The organism is Enterobacter sp. EGD-HP1 (assembly GCF_000733275.2).
GTDB lineage: Bacteria > Pseudomonadota > Gammaproteobacteria > Enterobacterales > Enterobacteriaceae > Enterobacter.
In genome coordinates this window covers 328,891-346,206 of record NZ_AVOP01000012.1, presented here as the reverse complement: position 1 = coordinate 346,206, position 17,316 = coordinate 328,891, and the positions used below count along the sequence as shown (strand labels likewise).

At 57.2% G+C, this 17,316-nt stretch carries 13 protein-coding genes; 3 read left to right on the top strand and 10 right to left on the bottom strand.

The window, feature by feature from the left end; translation table 11 throughout:
• Window positions 1-20: 20 nt before the first annotated feature.
• Both relA and rlmD read right to left on the bottom strand, forming a co-directional pair.
• Window positions 21-2,252, bottom strand: coding sequence for a GTP diphosphokinase (gene relA / locus N037_RS10715; RefSeq protein WP_032640774.1), 2,232 nt, complete (start codon window positions 2,250-2,252; stop codon window positions 21-23).
• A 51-nt stretch (window positions 2,253-2,303) separates the two neighbouring features.
• Complete coding sequence (rlmD, locus tag N037_RS10710) at window positions 2,304-3,602, bottom strand: 23S rRNA (uracil(1939)-C(5))-methyltransferase RlmD (RefSeq protein ID WP_032640771.1); 1,299 nt, start codon at window positions 3,600-3,602, stop codon at window positions 2,304-2,306.
• Window positions 3,603-3,659: 57 nt separating this feature from the next.
• On the opposite strand from rlmD, the gene barA reads away from it, so the two are divergent.
• A complete protein-coding gene (barA, locus tag N037_RS10705) occupies window positions 3,660-6,419 on the top strand; it encodes a two-component sensor histidine kinase BarA (RefSeq protein ID WP_032640769.1) in 2,760 nt (919 codons plus the stop codon).
• Window positions 6,420-6,508: 89 nt separating this feature from the next.
• On the opposite strand, the gene N037_RS10700 is transcribed toward barA, so the two are convergent.
• The 8 genes from N037_RS10700 to syd form a co-directional block, all read right to left on the bottom strand.
• Entirely contained in the window at window positions 6,509-7,648 is a 1,140-nt protein-coding gene (locus tag N037_RS10700; protein WP_032640767.1) for a glycerate kinase, read from the bottom strand.
• Window positions 7,649-7,725: 77 nt separating this feature from the next.
• Complete coding sequence (gudD, locus tag N037_RS10695) at window positions 7,726-9,063, bottom strand: glucarate dehydratase (RefSeq protein WP_032640765.1); 1,338 nt, start codon at window positions 9,061-9,063, stop codon at window positions 7,726-7,728.
• A gap of 15 nt (window positions 9,064-9,078) precedes the next feature.
• On the bottom strand, window positions 9,079-10,419 hold the full coding sequence (locus N037_RS10690) for an enolase C-terminal domain-like protein (protein WP_032641020.1): 1,341 nt from the start codon (window positions 10,417-10,419) through the stop codon (window positions 9,079-9,081).
• Complete coding sequence (gudP, locus tag N037_RS10685) at window positions 10,419-11,774, bottom strand: galactarate/glucarate/glycerate transporter GudP (protein WP_023333247.1); 1,356 nt, start codon at window positions 11,772-11,774, stop codon at window positions 10,419-10,421. The genes N037_RS10690 and gudP overlap by 1 nt, the downstream gene beginning before the upstream one ends.
• Window positions 11,775-12,069: 295 nt before the next feature.
• Window positions 12,070-12,519, bottom strand: coding sequence for a flavodoxin (locus tag N037_RS10680; protein ID WP_023333248.1), 450 nt, complete (start codon window positions 12,517-12,519; stop codon window positions 12,070-12,072).
• 24 nt (window positions 12,520-12,543) lie between these two features.
• A complete protein-coding gene (gene truC / locus N037_RS10675) occupies window positions 12,544-13,320 on the bottom strand; it encodes a tRNA pseudouridine(65) synthase TruC (RefSeq protein WP_023333249.1) in 777 nt (258 codons plus the stop codon).
• Window positions 13,317-13,646 carry a YqcC family protein gene (locus N037_RS10670; RefSeq protein ID WP_023333250.1) on the bottom strand — a complete coding sequence of 110 codons (330 nt, stop codon included), beginning with the start codon at window positions 13,644-13,646 and terminating at the stop codon, window positions 13,317-13,319. Before N037_RS10670 ends, truC begins: the two co-directional genes overlap by 4 nt.
• 631 nt (window positions 13,647-14,277) lie before the next feature.
• Entirely contained in the window at window positions 14,278-14,823 is a 546-nt protein-coding gene (gene syd, locus N037_RS10660) for a SecY-interacting protein (protein ID WP_032640761.1), read from the bottom strand.
• 69 nt (window positions 14,824-14,892) lie between these two features.
• Between syd and queF the strand changes: the two genes are divergently transcribed.
• Window positions 14,893-15,735: an NADPH-dependent 7-cyano-7-deazaguanine reductase QueF gene (gene queF, locus N037_RS10655; protein WP_032640759.1), complete on the top strand. Its 843-nt coding sequence runs from the start codon at window positions 14,893-14,895 to the stop codon at window positions 15,733-15,735.
• A 116-nt stretch (window positions 15,736-15,851) separates the two neighbouring features.
• Complete coding sequence (gene ppnN, locus N037_RS10650) at window positions 15,852-17,216, top strand: nucleotide 5'-monophosphate nucleosidase PpnN (RefSeq protein WP_023309027.1); 1,365 nt, start codon at window positions 15,852-15,854, stop codon at window positions 17,214-17,216.
• Window positions 17,217-17,316: the final 100 nt, after the last annotated feature.

Below are 17,316 nucleotides of genomic sequence, written 5' to 3'. Positions count from 1 at the left end.
CGGCCTACAGAAGAGTGTGTTTAACCGCCGTGCAGACGACGCGCGTCAATCACATCCGGCACCTGGTTCAGCTTGCCGAGCACGCGGCCCAGCACCTGCAGGTTGTAGATTTCGATAGTCATATCGATGGTGGCAAGCTGCTCGCGGGTATCGCTGCGGCTGGCAACGCCCAGCACGTTGACCTTCTCATTGGCGAGAATGGTCGTGATGTCGCGCAGCAGGCCGCTGCGGTCGTTGGCGGTGACGCGCACCACCAGCGAGTAGCCAGCGGAATAGCTCTCACCCCAGACCGCTTCCACGATGCGCTCCGGCGCATGCGACTGCAGCTCGGCAAGCTGGTCGCAGTCGGAACGGTGGATCGAAATCCCGCGTCCCTGGGTGATAAAGCCGACGATATCGTCGCCTGGAATAGGCTGGCAGCAGCGGGCAATGTGGTGCATCAGATTACCCACGCCCTCGACCACCACGCGGCCGTTGTCTTTGCTACGCTGCTGTGGGGCGTAGGTTTTCTGCTGCAGCTGCTTCAGCGCCGCCGCGTCCTGCTCTGCCGCGCTTGGCTTATTGAACTGCGCCTGCAGGAAGTTCACCATCTGATTCAGACGGATATCACCGCCGCCAATGGCCGCTAACAGCTCGTCGAGCTCGTTGAAGTTGTAGCGCGGCAGCAGGAATTTCTCCGCCTCTTTCAGGCTTATCCCGATATGCTCCAGCTCGTCGTCAAGGATCTGGCGACCGGCAAGGATGTTCTTATCACGGTCCTGTTTACGGAACCAGGCGTGAATTTTCGAGCGCCCGCGGCTAGTGGTGACGTAACCCAGGTTAGGGTTAAGCCAGTCGCGGCTCGGGTTGGGCTGCTTCTGGGTAATGATTTCAATCTGGTCACCCATCTGCAGCTGATAGGTGAACGGTACGATACGTCCGCCGATTTTCGCCCCGATGCAGCGGTGTCCCACATCGCTGTGGATGTGGTAGGCAAAGTCGAGCGGCGTGGAGCCCGCAGGCAGGTCGACAACGTCCCCTTTCGGGGTAAAGACATAGACGCGATCGTCAAAGACCTGGCTGCGCACTTCGTCGAGCATCTCGCCGGAGTCGGCCATCTCTTCCTGCCACGCAATCAGCTTGCGCAGCCAGGCAATGCGGTCTTCGTGGCCAGAACGCGCTCCGCCGGACGTGCCTTCTTTGTATTTCCAGTGCGCGGCCACGCCCAGCTCGGCGTCTTCATGCATCTGCCTGGTGCGGATCTGAATCTCGACCGTTTTGCCGCCGGGGCCAAGCACCACGGTATGGATAGACTGATAGCCGTTCGGTTTGGGGTTGGCGACATAGTCATCAAACTCATCGGGCAGGTGACGGAAGTGAGTGTGTACTATCCCCAGCGCGGCGTAGCAGTCCTGCAGACGCTCTGCCACGATACGCACGGCGCGCACGTCAAACAGCTCGTCAAAGGCGAGGTGTTTCTTCTGCATTTTGCGCCAGATGCTGTAGATATGCTTAGGCCGACCGTAGACTTCGGCGCGCACGTTCTCTTCTTTCATCGCCTGGCGCAGGCCGCCGACAAATTCCTCGATATAGTGCTCGCGGTCGATACGACGCTCATGCAGGAGTTTGGCAATACGTTTATATTCCGCCGGGTGCAGATAGCGGAAGCAGTAATCTTCCAGCTCCCATTTCAGCTGACCGATCCCTAAGCGGTTCGCCAGCGGCGCGTAGATATTTGTACACTCTTTGGCGGCGAGTACGCGCTCGTCTTCCGGCGCGTCCTTCACTTCACGCAGGTGGGCAATACGCTCGGCAAGCTTGATGACCACACAGCGAAAATCATCCACCATGGCCAGCAGCATCCGGCGAACGTTATCGACCTGTTCAGAGGAGACGGAATCGGTATGCGCGGCTTTGAGCTGGCGGATGGCCGCCATATCGCGTACGCCGTGGATCAGCGCGACGACGGATGTCCCGACGCTGTCGCGCAGTACGTCCTCGCTGACCACGTCCGCATCCGCGAGGGGAAACAGAAGTGCGGCCTGCAGCGTTTCAATATCCATGTTCAGCATGGATAAGATTTCAACCATCTCCACGCCGCGCCACAGGAGAAGATCGGCGTCGGGATGCCCCTGCGTGGTGCGCAGACAATAGGCCCAGGTTTCGGTTAAGCGTTCACACGACTGCTGGCTGGAAATTCCCAGACTTGCGATCCATTTTTGTGGGTCAAATTCCCCAGCTTTATTGAGATGTGCACTTCTTACCGCAACCATTGTCCTCTCCTTTAGGGACCAGGGCCTGTCGAAGTCGACAAGCCAAACAAATTAGATGTGCTCGAACAACACCATCGATTCCAGATGACCAGTGTGCGGGAACATGTCCAGCATTGCCAGACGCTGAATCTGGTAACCCGCGCTGATTAATGCCTCACTGTCCCGGGCAAGCGTTGCCGGGTTACAGGAAACATAGACCACACGCTTCGGCGCGAGTTTAATAATATGTGCCATCACGCCCGGGGCACCGGCACGCGCCGGGTCGAGCAAAATTTTATCAAAGCCCTGTTTTGCCCACGGCTGTTGGGTGACATCTTCCTCAAGATTTTGATGAAAGAATGTCACATTTTGCAAGCCGTTCTGCTGAGCATTCTCCTGCCCTTTCGCCACCAGCGCCTCAACGCCTTCCACGCCGACGACGCTGGCCGCTTTTCGCGCCAGCGGCAGCGTGAAGTTGCCCATTCCGCAGAACAGATCGAGCACCCGATCGCTTTTCTGAACGTCCAGCCACGCCAGCGCTTTCTCAACCATCTGCTGGTTTACGCCATCATTCACCTGAATGAAATCCCGCGGGCTGAACGTTAAGCGTAGCCCGTTTGACGCATACCAGGGCGCCTCACCGGTAACCTGCTCAAGTATCTCGCTTTGTGGTGCAAGAAAAAGCGCCAGGTCGTGGGAATGCGAAAAGCGTTCCAGTTTTTCGCGATCTTTTTTCGACAGCGGCGCGGTATGGCGCAGGACCATCAGCGGTCCATTGTTTGCCATGACCAGTTCGACATGCCCGAGATAGCGAACGCCGTCCAGCCCGGAGAGACAGGTGCGCACTTCCGGAAGCAATGCCTCAAGATGGGGCACCAAAATGGGGCACTGCTGCACATCGACAATGTCGCTGGAACCGGCCTTGCGAAACCCCATCTCCAGCTGCGCCGTTTTTGGCTGATAGCTGAGGCTCAGCCGGGCGCGCCGGCGGTAGCCCCAGGGCTCATCGGCGAGAATTTCGTTAACGTCGTGCTTAAGCTGACGCGCCAGCGCGCGGCTTTTGCTTTTTTGCTGTAATTCTGTGCTCGCATGCTGTTGCTGGCAGCCCCCGCAAACGCCAAAATGTGGGCAGCGGGGCTTCACGCGCTCCGGGCTATCGTTGAGGCGACGCTTAACCTGTCCGCGCGCGAACTGGCGTTTATCTTCCGTCAGCGTAATTTCTGCTCGTTCTGTTGGCAGTAAACCTGTTATAAACAGAGCCTTACCATTGTGACGTGCCACTCCCTGACCAAACGGATCGAGGTCCGTGGCTTCAACGGTTATGATTTCACGCGTCGTCACGCGTCGCTTTGCAGAGTAGAATTGCGCCATCGCCGAGATTTTTCTCACATAAACATAATTATCTTAATTGTCCCATAACGGAACGCCATGACCAACTACAGCCTGCGCGCGCGCATGATGATTTTGATCCTCGCCCCCACCGTTCTCATCGGTTTGCTGCTGAGTATCTTCTTTGTGGTGCACCGCTATAACGATTTGCAGCGGCAGCTGGAGGATGCAGGTGCCAGCATTATCGAACCGCTTGCCGTTTCCAGCGAGTACGGCATGAACCTGCAAAACCGCGAATCCATTGGTCAGTTAATCAGCGTACTCCACCGCCGCCACTCGGACATCGTACGCGCCATTTCCGTTTACGACGAACATAACCGCCTGTTTGTCACCTCGAATTTTCATCTCGATCCGGCGGCCCTGAAGATCCCGGACGGTACGCCGTTCCCGCGCCACCTCACCGTATTGCGGCGCGGCGATATCATGATCCTGCGCACGCCGATCGTATCGGAAAGCTATTCACCCGATGAGTCTGCGCAATCCGACGCCAAATCCAGCAACAATATGCTGGGATACGTGGCGCTGGAGCTGGATCTCAAGTCGGTCCGGCTACAGCAGTATAAAGAAATCTTCATCTCTGGCGTGATGATGCTGTTCTGCATTGGCATTGCGCTGATCTTCGGCTGGCGCCTGATGCGCGACGTGACGGGCCCCATCCGCAACATGGTTAACACGGTTGACCGCATCCGCCGGGGGCAGCTCGACAGCCGGGTGGAAGGGTTTATGCTGGGCGAGCTGGACATGCTGAAGAACGGCATCAACTCGATGGCCATGTCGCTGGCGGCGTATCACGAAGAGATGCAGCACAACGTTGACCAGGCGACGTCCGACCTGCGCGAAACGCTGGAGCAGATGGAGATCCAGAACGTTGAGCTGGATCTGGCGAAAAAGCGCGCTCAGGAAGCGGCACGTATTAAGTCGGAATTCCTGGCCAATATGTCGCACGAACTGCGTACGCCGCTCAATGGCGTGATCGGCTTCACCCGCCTGACCCTGAAAAGCGAACTCAACCCGACTCAGCGCGATCACCTGCACACCATTGAACGCTCGGCCAACAACCTGCTGGCGATCATCAACGACGTGCTGGACTTCTCCAAGCTGGAAGCGGGCAAGCTGATCCTGGAGAGTATTCCCTTCCCGCTGCGCAGTACGCTCGATGAAGTGGTGACGCTGCTCGCCCACTCGTCGCACGACAAAGGCCTTGAGCTGACGCTCAACATTAAAAACGACGTGCCGGATAACGTTATTGGCGATCCGCTGCGCCTGCAGCAGGTCATTACCAACCTTGTCGGGAATGCCATTAAGTTCACCGAAAGCGGTAATATCGACATTCTGGTAGAGAAACGCTCGATCAGCAGCAATAAGGTTCAGATTGAAGTCCAGATCCGCGATACCGGCATCGGTATTCCGGAGCGCGACCAGTCGCGTCTGTTCCAGGCGTTCCGTCAGGCGGACGCCAGTATCTCCCGCCGTCATGGCGGTACCGGTCTGGGGCTGGTGATCACCCAGCGCCTGGTGAACGAGATGGGCGGCGATATCTCCTTCCACAGCCAGCCGAACCGCGGTTCAACCTTCTGGTTCCATATTAATCTGGACCTCAATCCGAATGTCCTGACCGATGGCCCGGTGACGGACTGCCTGAAAGGCAAGCGTCTGGCCTACGTCGAACCTAACGCGGCGGCCGCGCAGTGCGCGCTCGATATTTTAAGCACCACGCCGCTGGAGGTGGTCTATAGCCCAACCTTCTCGGCGCTTGCCGTTGAGCACTATGACATTCTGCTGATGGGGATCCCGGTCACCTTCACCGGCGAACTGACCATGCAGCAGGAGCGGCTGGCGAAAGCCGCGTCGATGACCGACTACCTGCTGCTGGCGCTGCCCTGCCATGCCCAGCTCAATGCAGAAGAGTTGAAAAATGACGGGGCAGCCGCGTGTCTGCTGAAACCGCTTACCGCGACCCGCCTGCTGCCCGCGCTCACGGAGTATTGCCGTCTTAGCCAGCATGCCCTCCCGCTGGTTGACGATGAGCAAAAATTGCCGATGAGCGTGATGGCAGTGGATGATAATCCGGCCAACCTGAAGCTCATTGGCGCATTGCTTGAAGACCAGGTTCAGCACGTTGAGCTGTGCACCAGCGGCGCGCAGGCGGTTGAACAGGCTAAGCAGATGCAGTTCGATTTAATCCTGATGGATATTCAGATGCCGGGCATGGATGGCATTCGGGCCTGCGAGCTGATCCACCAGCTGCCGCATCAGCAGCAAACGCCGGTCATTGCGGTCACCGCGCACGCGATGGCCGGTCAGAAAGAGAAGCTGCTGAGCGCCGGAATGAATGATTATCTGGCAAAGCCCATCGATGAAGAGAAACTTCATAACCTGCTGTTACGCTATAAGCCGGGTCATATTGGCGGGACGTACACGGTTTCCAGCGAGCCGGTTGAAATCAGCGTCAACCAGAACGCGACCTTTGACTGGCAGCTTGCCCTGCGCCAGGCGGCAGGTAAACCCGATTTGGCCCGCGAAATGCTGCAGATGCTGGTCGCGTTTCTGCCGGAAATTCGCAATAAGGTGGAAGAGCAGCTGGTGGGTGAAAACCCGGAAGATCTGCTGGACGCGATCCACAAGCTGCACGGCAGCTGCGGGTACAGCGGCGTGCCGCGGCTGAAAAATCTTTGCCAGCTGCTGGAGCAGCAGCTGCGTGCCGGTACGCCGGAATCAGAGCTTGAACCGGAGTTCCTGGAGCTGCTGGATGAAATGGATAACGTGACGCGGGAAGCGATGAAGGTATTGGGGAACTGAGGTAAAAGCCCGGTGGCGCTACGCTTACCGGGCCTACAGGTGCTCTGACGTAGGCCGGGTAAGGCGAAGCCGCCACCCGGCAATCACAGCTAAAATGCCTGCCCCACCTTCAGCACCGCCGCGATATTCCTTGCGGTCATCCTGACGTTCTCGCTGGCATTTTCCAGCGCGTCTTCCAGTGAGCAGATGGTGTAGATCACGCTAAACACCGCATCAATGCCGTGATCGTGTACCACGCCAACGTCCGCCGTCAGGCTTCCTGCAATGCCGATAACGGGTTTGTTAAAGCGTTTCGCCACCTTCGCCACCCCCACCGGGACTTTGCCGTGGATCGTCTGGCTGTCGATGCGACCTTCTCCCGTGATCACCAGATCCGCATCGGCCACCTGGTCAGCCAGGTGTAGCGCATCGGTCACAATCTCAATGCCCTGGCGCAGCTGCGCGCCGCAAAAGGCGTACAGCGCGGCCCCCATGCCACCCGCCGCGCCGCCGCCAGCAAGGTTTAGCACATCGATATCCAGATCCCGGGCAATGACTCTCGCATACTGCGCCAGCGCGTTGTCCAGGGTGACGATCATCTCGGGTGTGGCCCCCTTTTGCGGGCCAAATACGGCTGACGCGCCATCCTTACCGGTGAGCGGATTCGTCACATCACAGGCGACCTCTATCCGGCACTCCGCCAGACGTCTGTCCAGCCCGCTCAGGTCGATACGCGCGAGTTTTCCCAGCTCGCCCCCGCCCTGCCCAAGAGGCTGTTCATTGTCGTCCAGCAGCTTCGCCCCCAGCGCCTGCACCATGCCTGCGCCGCCGTCATTGGTAGCGCTGCCGCCAATGCCAATAATGATATGCTTAACGCCGGCATCCAGCGCGTGACGAATCAGTTCGCCCGTACCCCAGGAGGTGGTTTTCAGGGGATTACGCTGCGAAGGTGCGACCAGCTCCAGGCCGCTTGCCGCCGCCATTTCAATAAAGGCACTCTGCTCGTCACCGGATAAGCCATAAAACCCTTCCACGCGCTCACCCAGCGGGCCGGTCACCGGAACATGCACAATGCGTCCCTGCGTTGCCGCGATCATCGCCTCAACCGTCCCTTCGCCACCGTCCGCGACCGGCAGTTTGACGTAAACCGCCTCGGGGAAGATCTCGCGAAAACCACGTTCTATCGCTGTCGCAACCTCAAGCGCACTCAAACTTTCCTTATACGAGTCCGGTGCGATAACAATTTTCATAAGCCATCCTTACGCATAGTCGTTACGTTAAGCATACACCACGTAAAAGACCGCTCATGGGAGCGGTCCCAATGCGTTTATCGTACCATGCACGGGCGTTTATTGTCGAATGTCCAGTCCGGGATCAGATACTGCATCGCCATCGCGTCGTCGCGCGCGCCCAGGCCGTGTTTTTGATACAGCTCGTGAGCCTTCATCACCTGATCCATATCCAGCTCAACGCCCAGCCCCGGGGTAGAAGGCACCTGCACCATGCCACCTTTGATCTCAAACGGCTGCTTAGTCAGACGCTGGTTACCTTCCTGCCAGATCCAGTGCGTGTCGATAGCGGTAATCGTGCCCGGCGCGGCGGCGGCAACGTGCGTGAACATCGCCAGCGACACGTCGAAGTGGTTGTTAGAGTGCGAGCCCCAGGTCAGGCCAAACTCGTGGCACATTTGCGCCACGCGCACCGACCCCTGCATCGTCCAGAAGTGCGGGTCCGCCAGCGGAATATCAACAGACTGCAAGGACAGGGTATGTCCCATCTGACGCCAGTCGGTGGCAATCATATTGGTCGCGGTCGGCAGCCCCGTCGCGCGGCGAAATTCCGCCATGACTTCACGGCCCGAGAAGCCTTGCTCAGCCCCACACGGATCCTCCGCATATGCCAGCACGCCTTTCAGCTGTTTCCCGATCGCAATGGCCTCATTAAGCGACCATGCGCCGTTCGGATCCAGCGTCACGCGCGCCTGCGGGAAACGTTTTGCCAGCGCGGTGACGGCTTCCGCCTCTTCATCACCGGCCAGCACGCCGCCCTTCAGTTTGAAATCATTGAAGCCATATTTTTCATAAGCGGCTTCCGCCAGGCGCACCACCGCATCCGGGGTCATCGCCTCGTCATGGCGGAGTCGGTACCAGTCGCATTGTTCATCCGGCTGGCTCTGATAAGGCAACGACGTCAGCCTGCGGTCGCCGACAAAGAACAGATAGCCCAGCATTTCCACTTCGCTGCGCTGCTGGCCCTCGCCCAGCAGCGACGCAACGTTGACGCCCAGATGCTGACCCAGCAGATCCAGCATGGCGGATTCAATCCCGGTCACCACGTGGATGGTGGTGCGCAGATCGAAGGTCTGCAGGCCACGCCCTCCGGCATCGCGATCGGCAAAGGTGTTGCGCACGGTGTTGAGGACGTTTTTGTACTCACCCAGCGTTTTGCCCACCACCAGCGGAATGGCATCTTCCAGCGTTTGGCGGATCTTCTCCCCGCCCGGAATTTCGCCCACACCCGTATGGCCGGAATTGTCTTTGATGATGACAATGTTGCGGGTAAAGAATGGCGCATGCGCGCCGCTCAGGTTCATCAACATGCTGTCATGGCCCGCAACCGGAACGATCTGCATGGCGGTGACTACAGGGGTAGAAAAAGTACTCATCGTTCAATCCTTTTATCAGTGACGTCCGAAAACAGGTCGCTTACGGTCAAATGTCCAGCCGGGGATCAGATACTGCATCGGGCCCGCGTCGTTACGCGCGCCGCCCGGTAGTTTTTTATACGCCTCATGGGCTTTATGGATCTGATCCCAGTCAATCTCCACGCCCAGGCCCGGCGCATCCGGTACGGCAATCTTGCCGTTGATGATTTCCAGCGGATTTTTCGTCAGGCGGGCTTCCCCTTCCTGCCAAATCCAGTGGGTGTCGATGGCGGTCGGGTTACCCGGTGCCGCCGCGCCAACGTGGGTAAACATCGCCAGCGAAATATCAAAGTGATTGTTCGAGTGACAGCCCCAGGTCAGCCCCCAGTCGTCGCACAGCTGCGCCACGCGCACTGCACCTGAAAGCGTCCAGAAGTGCGGATCCGCCAGCGGAATGTCGACGGCGTTCAGCATCACCGCGTGCCCCATTTCACGCCAGTTGGTGGCGATCATATTGGTCGCCACCGGCAGCCCGGTAGCACGACGGAATTCGGCCATCACTTCGCGGCCCGAGAAGCCCTGCTCCGCGCCGCAGGGGTCTTCCGCGTAGGTCAGGACATCTCCCAGCCCTTTGCACAGGCTAATCGCTTCATCCAGCAGCCACGCGCCGTTGGGATCGACGGTGATCCGCGCATCCGGGAAGCGTTTTTTCAGCGCCCGGACCGTTTCAATCTCCTGCTCGCCGGGCAGCACGCCGCCCTTTAGCTTGAAATCCTTAAAGCCGTAGCGATCCTGCGCCGCCTCGGCCAGCCGTACCACCGCGTCGCTGGAGAGCGCTTCCTGGTGGCGCAGCTGATACCAGTCGTGATCGCCCGCGGATCGAGCCAGATAAGGGAGATCGGTCTTATTGCGATCGCCAACGTAGAACAGATAGCCCAGCACGGTAACCGCATCGCGCTGTTTGCCGGGCCCCAGCAGCTCGCAAACCGGAACATTGAGCGCCTTACCCAGTAAGTCGAGCAGAGCGGCCTCCAGGGCGGCGACCGCATTGACGCGCAGTTCAAACGTCCAGGCACCTTTACCGAACGTATCAAAGTCCGCCGACTGATTGCCCTTATGCACCCGCTGAACAACCTTGTTCAGACGGGCGACCTCCTGGCCAACGACCTGCGGAATGGCATCGACCAGCGTCTGGTAAATCACCTCTCCGCCAGGGGCCTCGCCCACGCCGGTATTCCCTGCGCTGTCTTTCAGCACGACGATATTACGGGTAAACCAGGCGTTATGCGCGCCGCCAATATTGAGCAGCATGCTGTCCTGCCCGGCCACCGGGACGACCTTCATCTCCGTGACGGTTGGACTCGATTGCGTTGTCATCATCCACGCTCCGCTACAGGTTTAAGTTCGACGCGTTTGATATCTCCTACCAGCACCAGGTAACTCAGCACCGCCACCAGCGCATGCACCCCCACGTAGATCAGCGCCCCGTTGAAAGATCCAGTCGTGCCGACGATGTAGCCAATAGCGATTGGCGTCACAATCCCGGAGATGTTGCCGAACATGTTGAAAAGACCGCCGCTCAGGCCGCTGATCTCCTTCGGTGCCGTGTCCGCCATCACCGCCCAGCCCAGCGCGCCAATGCCTTTGCCGAAGAAGGCCATCGCCATAAAGCCGATAATCATCCATTCGGCGCTGACGTAGTTACAGAACACCATAGTCATAGAGAGCAGCATGCCGAGCACAATCGGCGTTTTACGCGCGATATTCAGGGACCCCGTGCGGCGCATCAGCCAGTCGGAAATCACCCCGCCGAGTACGCCGCCGACGAAACCGCAGATTGCCGGAACCGACGCGACAAATCCCGCTTTCAGAATCGACATGCCGCGAGCCTGCACCAGGTATACCGGAAACCAGGTGATGAAAAAGTAGGTTAAGGCGTTAATACAGTACTGACCCAGATAGATGCCGATCATCATGCGCGAGCCGACGAGCTGCTTGATCTGCGCCCATTTCTGGCTAAACGGGACTTTTGCTTTTGCGGATTTCTGATCCATATTGATCAGCGCTCCGCCTTCCGCGATGTACTCCAGCTCTTTTTTGTTCACGCCAGGATGCTGGTTGGGTTCGTGGATCACTTTCAGCCAGACGAAGCTGATGACGATCCCAAGCCCGCCCATGAAGAAGAAGACGTGTGACCAGCCCACCTCATGCGTCAACCAGCCCATGATTGGCGCGAAGATCACCGTTGCGAAGTACTGTGCGGAGTTGAAGATCGCTACCGCCGTTCCCCTCTCCTGCGCCGGGAACCAGGCAGCGACAATGCGGCTGTTCCCCGGGAAGGAAGGCGCTTCCGCTAAGCCCACCAGGAAGCGCAGCGTGAAGAGCGCCACGATAATGCCGAAGCCGCTGAAGATATCGACGAAACCCTGCAGCAGGGTAAACATCGACCAGATAAAGATGGACCAGAAATAGACGCGTTTAGATCCAAAACGGTCCAGCAGCCAGCCGCCAGGAATTTGCCCGATGACGTAGGCCCATGAGAATGCGGAGAAAACGTAACCCATGCCCACGGGATCAAGGCCGATATCTTTTGCCATTTCCGAACCGGCAATCGACAGCGTGGCGCGGTCACCATAGTTAAAGGACGTGACGATAAACAGCATCACCACTATCCAGTAGCGGGCATTGGTGCGCTTTTCAGCGCCGCTCGCTGCGTGGCTTAATGTACTCATTGTTGCACTCCTGAAACATAGCTTTCGCCTGGTTCATTCTGTACAGCACCGGTAGGGTAATCAGAATGAGATTTGTGTTTTGTCGTTTTGGTACGGCCTGACGCCGTTTTATAGTGACCGGGAAAGTATATGAAGGAGTGACACGTTCTCTCACCGTGCAGAAACACAGTATTGAAGAGTGTATTAGAGGTTGTTTATGGCATAAGCCCAGGGGAGTGGAAGGTGGTTCACGGAATTGAGGATTTGCTGCGGCTTCGTTGCCGGGTGGCGGCTAAGCCTTACCCGGCCTCCATAACTATTTAAGGAGAGTTGCCCAGTTCTCCACCCACGGGTTTGATTCGCTTTCTGGCTCCGGGTGCTCCCCGGCATCAATCAGCAGCATCTCGCCGACGCGCTGGGCGCTCTGTTCCTGCAGGAGCGCATCGAACTGCTTGCCGCCGCCGCAGAAGTTAGCGTAGGAGCTGTCTCCCAGGGCAATGATGCCGTAGTGTACGTCCGGCTGATAGCCAAGCTGGTCTTTAATCCCCTGGAACAGCGGCACGATGCTGTCGGGCAGATCGCCCTGCCCGGTCGTGGAGGTCACCACCAGAATGTATTTGTCTTTATACTTTTCCCAGTCTGCCAGTTCCGGGTCTTCATAGACCGTGGCTTTATGGCCCTGGCTGGCGAGTATTGCCTCAGCCTCTTCCGCAACCAGCAGCGAGTTGCCGTACATTGTTCCGACAAAAATGCCTACTTCAGCCATGATATTTTCCCATAATGAATGCGTTTACCGTTCATCCTGAACGTTGCCCGATACAAACTCAACCCTTTCATTTTCGGGGAGTTGTCCCAGCCAGCCAAACTGTGACAGTGCCTGCATCCAGACGTCGTCCAGCCCCGCACGGATAGTCAGCGGTTCGCCGGTAAACGGGTGCGTCAGGCTCAGCTCGCTGGCGTGCAGCATCAGACGATGGCAGCCAAAGTGTTCAGCCGCGCTGCGGTTCTGGCGCAAATCACCGTGTTTGCTGTCGCCAATAATCGGGTGGCGCAGGTGCGCAAGATGGCGCCGCAGCTGGTGCTTACGCCCGGTTTTAGGCAGAAGCTCAACCAGGCTGTATCGTGTGGTCGGAAATTTGCTGGTTGCCACCGGCATCTCGGTCGTCGCCATGCCGCGATAATCCGTTACTGCGGGCTGCGGACCTTTGTCATCGCGGGCAAATTTATCGGCGATTTTGTCCAGCTCTTCCACCAGCGGGTAGTCCAGCGTGGCGGACTCGGTCAGCCAGCCCCGGACGATCGCATGGTAGCGTTTCTGGATCTGGTGCTGTTCGAACTGCTGTGACAGCAGACGTCCCGCCTCGCTGGAAAGCCCCATCAGCAGCACGCCGGAGGTCGGTCTGTCGAGACGATGGGCGGTAAAAACATGCTGACCAATCTGGTCACGCACCGTTTGCATCACCACCACTTTCTCGTCGCGATCGAGCCAGCTGCGGTGCACCAGCCAGCCTGACGGTTTGTTCACCGCCACCAGCCATTCGTCCTGATAGACGATCTCAAGCGTCATGCATCTTCACCGGCAAACAGGGCATCCAGTTTTTCCAGTTCGACCAGCACCACATCGCGCGCAGGGTGCGTCGCCTCAAGCGCCATTTCATAGTAGGGGGAGACAGCAAACGCCTGCGGCAGCGGATGACCGCCCTCAAGCAGGGCATGCATGCGCGGAATTAACACCCACTGCAGCCACTCAAACGGGGCCAGCGTATCCAGGCAGAAGGGCTGGGTGCTCGCGAACGCTTCTGGCTGCGGCGCGGTCTCCTGCCACAGCTGATGTTGGCGCAAAAGGGCTTCGATGGCGTGCAACTGAGCACGAACGCTATCGTGTTGCGTCATAGTAACCTCAACTGAAAAAGTGAACGGCGCGCAGCATAGCATTGCGGAGGGCAGAAATAAAAAAAGGGAGCACTGTAAAAACAGTGCTCCCGGTTCGTTCCGCAGCATTCCAGCTACAATTCGTGCTCCCTGCTCATCCGTGACAACTTTTCCTGAAGCCCGAAGGCCTGGTCATCCGTAAACCGTTGCATCCTGCACACATCTTCATGACGTGTTTGTTTCATCCTGAAACGTCCTGGCCTTCCTGACCCACCGACCATCCTGACCGGCTCTCTTTCTCCTTCCTGGAGGTGTCCCTTACGCATCCTGCGTGCTCCACTTCGCTTCATCCTGAAGCCTTCCTGCAGCGTCATCCTGACGAGTCCTGAGTGAGAAACGCCATCATCCTGATGTTCGTTTATCGTGTCGGCGTCCTGTCGACGGAGATAGAATCCGCTATTCCGCTTCGTCTTACAACCCACCCTTACAGGGTTGTAAGCCGTAAGAAATCCCTAAAAACGATGCAACAAATCAGTAATCCGTTGAAAAATAGACTAATATTAATCTGAATTAAATGAGGTAATACTGAATGTTCCAGCGATCTCTCACAAACCTTGTAAGAGATCTCTCACACGCGCTATGGCATCATGGATTACAGAAGTGGCTCAAGTCGGGTGAGGAAATCCGCAAGAGAGGGGGCGAGAGTCTCGCGATTGCGGGTACCGATAGTCTCTTTAATCACTTCACCTGACAGGTTACAGACGGATAACACATCCAGTTCGCTGTCCAGCGTGGCAATAAAGAGCGTCGGAGAAAGCTTAAGGCGTTTTTGCGTGACCAGATGGCCAATCAGGTTTTCCTGAACACGCTGCAGATCGTCTTCACTCCAGGTCTGCAACAGCGTCAGCATAATATCAGCAAAGCGCGCAGACATGTCCCCTGCGAACTGCGTGGTATAAAACGCATGAACCGCTGGTTGTACCACAATATCCATTGCCCGTTCAACCGCGTTTACATTTTGCTCGCCGGTATTGGGCTTAGGCTGCCAGATAACGTAATCGTCGAGCGAAGAGATAATACACGGAGATGGTACGCCATATAAATCGGCACTTTGCGGCCACGAGCCCTGCTTTTCATGCCATGCGTCGCAATAGCGGGTCGTGAAGGTAGTGAGGGCATTTGCAGTTTCGATGTCCACCGATTTCTCTCTTCTTGTCAGACAGGATAAACTCAGCCCATAAGTGTACCTGTAAAGTGGCTATGAAACATGTCTTACGAAAATCATCAGGCGTTAACCGGCTTAACGCTGGGTAAATCGACCGATTACCGCGATACCTACGATGCAAGCCTGCTGCAGGGCGTGCCGCGCAGCCTGAATCGCGATCCTCTGGGTCTGCATGCGGACGCGCTGCCGTTTGTCGGCGGTGATATCTGGACGCTGTACGAACTCTCCTGGCTCAACGCACGCGGTCTGCCGCAGGTGGCCGTCGGCCATGTGGAGCTCGATTACGCCAGCGATAATCTCGTCGAGTCCAAAAGCTTTAAGCTCTATCTCAACAGTTTTAACCAGACAAAATTCAACAGCTGGGACGACGTTCAGCACACCCTGGAACGTGATTTAAGCGCCTGCGCGCAGGGAAAGGTAAGCGTTTCACTGTATCGCCTGCACGAGCTGGAAGGACAGCCAGTCGCCCACTTCAACGGGACGTGCATCGACGAGCAGGATATTGAGGTAGAGAATTATGAATTCAGCGCCGATTACCTCGAAAACGCGGCGAGCGGAAAGGTGGTCGAAGAGACGCTGGTCAGTCATCTGCTGAAATCCAACTGCCTGATCACCCACCAGCCGGACTGGGGCTCGGTGCAGATACAGTATCGCGGCCCGAAAATTGACCGGGAAAAATTGCTGCGCTACCTGGTGTCGTTCCGACATCACAACGAATTCCACGAACAGTGCGTGGAGCGTATCTTTAGCGATATTCAGCGTTTCTGCCAGCCAGAAAAACTGAGCGTTTATGCGCGCTACACCCGCCGAGGCGGTCTGGACATTAACCCGTGGCGCACCAACACCGATTTTGTGCCTGCGACGGGACGGCTGGTGCGTCAATAATATAAATATTTTCACAATATGCGCGGTATCTTCCGCGCTTTAGGTTGTGAAACGTCACGCGCCAGGGCTATTGTAATCAACAGGGAAAGACGATAATCGTCCCGTAAGGAGCTCACTTGATTACACATATTAGCCCGCTTGGCTCAATGGATATGTTGTCGCAGCTGGAAGTGGACATGCTTAAGCGCACGGCCAGCAGCGATCTTTATCAACTGTTTCGTAACTGTTCACTTGCCGTACTGAACTCCGGAAGCCTGACAGATAACAGTAAAGAACTGCTGTCCCGTTTCGAAAGTTTTGATATCAACGTGCTGCGCCGCGAGCGTGGCGTGAAGCTTGAAGTCATCAACCCGCCGGAAGAGGCCTTTGTCGACGGGCGTATCATTCGTTCACTTCAGGCTAACCTGTTTGCCGTGCTGCGTGACATCCTGTTTGTTAACGGGCAGATCCACAACGCAGGCCGTTTCCAGCACCTCGACCTGGAAAGCTCGGTCCATATCACCAACCTGGTGTTCTCCATTTTGCGTAACGCCCGCGCCCTGCACGTTGGCGAAGCACCGAACATGGTCGTTTGCTGGGGCGGTCACTCCATTAACGAAACCGAATACCTTTATGCGCGTCGGGTGGGCACCCAGCTTGGCCTGCGCGAGCTGAACATCTGTACCGGCTGCGGTCCGGGTGCGATGGAAGCGCCTATGAAAGGCGCGGCGGTCGGGCATGCGCAACAGCGTTATAAAGAGGGGCGGTTTATCGGCATGACCGAGCCGTCAATCATCGCCGCTGAGCCACCTAACCCGTTGGTTAACGAGCTGATTATCATGCCGGATATCGAGAAACGTCTTGAGGCGTTTGTCCGTATCGCCCACGGCATTATCATCTTCCCGGGCGGCGTTGGGACAGCGGAAGAGCTGCTTTATCTGCTGGGTATTCTGATGAACCCGGCCAACAAAGATCAGGTTCTGCCGCTGATCCTGACCGGGCCAAAAGAGAGCGCCGACTACTTCCGCGTGTTGGACGAGTTTATCGTGCACACGCTGGGTGAAGCCGCGCGTCGTCACTATCGCATCATCATTGACGATGCCGCAGAAGTGGCGCGCCAGATGAAGAAAGCGATGCCGCTGGTGAAAGAGAACCGTCGTGATACCGGGGATGCGTACAGCTTTAACTGGTCCATCCGGATTGCACCGGACCTGCAGATCCCGTTCGAACCAACGCATGAAAATATGGCGAACCTGAAACTCTACCCGGACCAGCCGGTGGAAGTCCTGGCTGCCGATCTGCGTCGTGCCTTCTCCGGGATTGTGGCGGGCAACGTTAAAGAGATGGGCATCCGCGCCATTGAACAGTACGGTCCGTACAAGATCCACGGCGACCCTGAGATGATGCGCCGTATGGACGACATGCTGCAGGGCTTCGTCGCACAGCACCGCATGAAGCTACCAGGCTCCGCCTACATTCCTTGCTATGAAATCTGCACCTAACGCTTAGCAGCATCTCCTCTAAACCGGGTCGCCCTCTCGCGCGTCCCGGTTTTTTTTACCGAAGCAATTCATAGGCATCACTTATATCTTTTACAAATTC

Coding starts and splice junctions, on each gene's coding strand:
- N037_RS10680 (WP_023333248.1), bottom strand. CDS start 12,519: ATGGCTGAAGTAGGCATTTTTGTCGGAACAATGTACGGCAACTCGCTG.
- gudD (WP_032640765.1), bottom strand. CDS start 9,063: ATGAGTACTTTTTCTACCCCTGTAGTCACCGCCATGCAGATCGTTCCG.
- rlmD (WP_032640771.1), bottom strand. CDS start 3,602: ATGGCGCAATTCTACTCTGCAAAGCGACGCGTGACGACGCGTGAAATC.
- truC (WP_023333249.1), bottom strand. CDS start 13,320: ATGACGCTTGAGATCGTCTATCAGGACGAATGGCTGGTGGCGGTGAAC.
- barA (WP_032640769.1), top strand. CDS start 3,660: ATGACCAACTACAGCCTGCGCGCGCGCATGATGATTTTGATCCTCGCC.
- N037_RS10670 (WP_023333250.1), bottom strand. CDS start 13,646: ATGACGCAACACGATAGCGTTCGTGCTCAGTTGCACGCCATCGAAGCC.
- queF (WP_032640759.1), top strand. CDS start 14,893: ATGTCTTACGAAAATCATCAGGCGTTAACCGGCTTAACGCTGGGTAAA.
- relA (WP_032640774.1), bottom strand. CDS start 2,252: ATGGTTGCGGTAAGAAGTGCACATCTCAATAAAGCTGGGGAATTTGAC.
- N037_RS10690 (WP_032641020.1), bottom strand. CDS start 10,419: ATGACAACGCAATCGAGTCCAACCGTCACGGAGATGAAGGTCGTCCCG.
- N037_RS10700 (WP_032640767.1), bottom strand. CDS start 7,648: ATGAAAATTGTTATCGCACCGGACTCGTATAAGGAAAGTTTGAGTGCG.
- gudP (WP_023333247.1), bottom strand. CDS start 11,774: ATGAGTACATTAAGCCACGCAGCGAGCGGCGCTGAAAAGCGCACCAAT.